Raw genomic sequence first — 2,527 nt, 5'->3', positions numbered from 1 at the left:
TTTTGACCTTAATGAAGCAGATAAACTTTTTGAATATTGATATTTTAGTACCGCCTTCGTGGTGGTACTTCCTTTTGGCTCGTTTTCAATGTACTTATACGAGATAGCAGTTGTAAAAAACGCAGAGTAAAACAATACCCCCACTCGATATCGGGTGGGGGGAATTTCCGCCTTATGCCGCCGTTATAGGAGCATATCTCTTGGAAGCAAGTATTTTATCCATTACAGCCTCAGGGGATATTTCGCCTCCCATGACCATATCGAATATAGATGGTGAGTAACCGGATACCAGTGCTGCTCCTGTTTCGGAGCGTGTTACAGGCATCGCATCACATCTTGCGTTTACGTTCCAGAAGACGATATCAGGCAGTTCGTAGCCATTAGCCTTGAACATCTTTCTCATCTCACGGAACATAGGCTCGTTATTTCCTCCGACAATACAGTAGTCGAACTGCATATCTGAGATTATGTATATCTTTGAAGGCATTTCCTGCTTAGATACATTATACTTCTTTGCGGTATTAAGTATCAGCATAAACACAGCCTCAAGGTTGGTATTTGCCACCTCGTTGAAGGTATCGCAGTAACGAACCTTTTCCACTATATCCTTGCCCTTTATCTCTACGAGACGGGGCTTTTCGGAGAAAGTGATGAAGTGGTTTGCAAATGCGCCTCTATTGTGCTCTGCGAAATATATTCCCAGAGACAGTGCCGCATCTATAGGACGGATACCTCCGCAGCCGCAGGTCATGGAACCTGAACCGTCTATAACAGCTATGGCGTTCTCACGTCTTGAAGCTGTCAGGTCGGGCAGGGACTTCCAGGCAGCGTCCAGAGACTTCCTCTCAGTAGCTGATATATTGCCTGCAAGCGCTGATCTGACTATGTCGTAGGGGAACAGTCTGTCGGCATTGAGCTTTGCGGTGCCGTTATGTACGTTATTAAGGTAATCTACGTAACGCTCGTTATCATTTCTGATAAAAGCACGACGGTACTTGAACATAGCACAAGAAGGCTGAACTTCGTAATTGAATGTGTAGTCGCGCTCGCGGAGACGATTCTCCAGTATATCTGTGTAAGCTCTCAGAGCGGACAGTGCCTTTCTGTATGCGGGTTCGGTCATGCCAAGTAAAGCTGCCATACGTCTACCCTTGTTTCTTGTGTCCTTTGAGGAAGCGTTAACTGAGGGCAGCCACTTAGCAAGTAAGGAAGCCTGTCCCTTTCTTGCCATAGCGGATATATCCTTATCCAGCTGAGCCTTTATTTCCTTAGCTGCTGCGTTCTCCAGAGGAGTACCGAGCAGTACGCAGAGGTCGTCGAAACGGCCGTACTCAGCGAACAGAGGAATATTCTTCTCAACAGCCTTAGGAGCTGTTTTTACCAGTGCAGAAACAGCACAACGGAAGAAATGTCTCTCACCCAGACCGCCTCTTGCGTCACGGACGAAGAAGACTATCTTCATAGTCTTGTCAGGGTTCTCGGTGTAAGCGCGTGTAACCACGTCAGCTATTTCCTCGGCTGTGGAATTTCTCATTGCACCTGCCTTGAAGAACATATCAAGGCAAAATGACTCTGTTGAACGGTAAGCAGTACCGCCGTTCTCGGTATATGTCATGTTAGACTCCTTCTTTAAAAAGTTAAGCATAGTTTTTCTCCTTTCAAGTCAGCATTTACCATACGTTTCCGCAGGGCAGGATTCGAACCTGCGTAAGACCACTGTTTTATTGCTGTGGCTGACTTAGTCGCGGCTCATTTTTGCACAGTGCTTACCCCTTAGGTGGCAGCTTCCTGCGTCCCTAAATAATGCTGTCAGAGCCGAATTGTTGTTATGATGTACAAGACGCCTTATTTATTAATCAGATGAAATATGAACTTCTGCTGTGTGCGTCTTATCAAGGTACTTTTTATAATGATACTACGTTAACAGTATAGTCATCTATTATGTTGCATGTACCTTATTGATCTTTTAATAATACAAGGCACGTTTATCGTTCTTGATGATAAAAAAGGCTGCTGTTTGTGCCTTAAGACTATAAAATTAAATAACAAGACACCGTATGAATAATCCTTTTTCATTATAAAACTTGCTGTCAGTGTCTTAAACTCGTCGCCGTGGGAGTTGAACCCGTTCTGATGAACTGCCAAAATTGCTGTAAGCGGCGAAATATTAACCTTTTACTACTCCGACGGTAAATAACTTCTTTACAGGTTCTGTAAGATCCTGTTGATTTGTCATTACATCGTCGATATTCTTGTATGCAAAACGAGCTTCCTCCGCAACATCATTCTTATTATTCTTGGCAAGAACTACATTCTTTTCCTTCAGGTCTACCATTACAGACTCTACGGAGAATGTATCCTTTGCTGCGGTTCTGGAGTAAGCTCTACCAGCACCGTGAGACGAGGACATAAAGCTGTCGGGATTGCCCTTGCCGCGAACTATGTAGCTGTATGAGCCCATAGCTCCGGGGATAATGCCCATTTCACCAGCGCCGGCACGGATAGCACCCTTTCTGTGTACCCATAC

Annotated in this window: 2 protein-coding genes and 1 tRNA gene; all 3 read right to left on the bottom strand. The window is 44.8% G+C overall.

What is annotated here, in order from left to right; all coding sequences use genetic code 11:
- Window positions 1-172 precede the first annotated feature (172 nt).
- Complete coding sequence (locus tag J6U00_RS02170) at window positions 173-1,645, bottom strand: DUF2828 family protein (protein ID WP_296578226.1); 1,473 nt, start codon at window positions 1,643-1,645, stop codon at window positions 173-175.
- A gap of 37 nt (window positions 1,646-1,682) precedes the next feature.
- Window positions 1,683-1,794 (bottom strand) — tRNA-OTHER (locus J6U00_RS02165).
- Between the two features lie 373 nt (window positions 1,795-2,167).
- Window positions 2,168-2,527 (bottom strand): RtcB family protein (locus J6U00_RS02160; RefSeq protein WP_296578223.1); only part of this gene is annotated, 360 nt, incomplete at its 5' end.

Origin of the sequence: Ruminococcus sp., assembly GCF_017650195.1 — a bacterium.
Classification (GTDB): Bacteria; Bacillota; Clostridia; order Oscillospirales; family Ruminococcaceae; genus Ruminococcus.
Note: the sequence above shows the minus strand (reverse complement) of the source record. Positions and strands in the feature narration are given on the sequence as shown.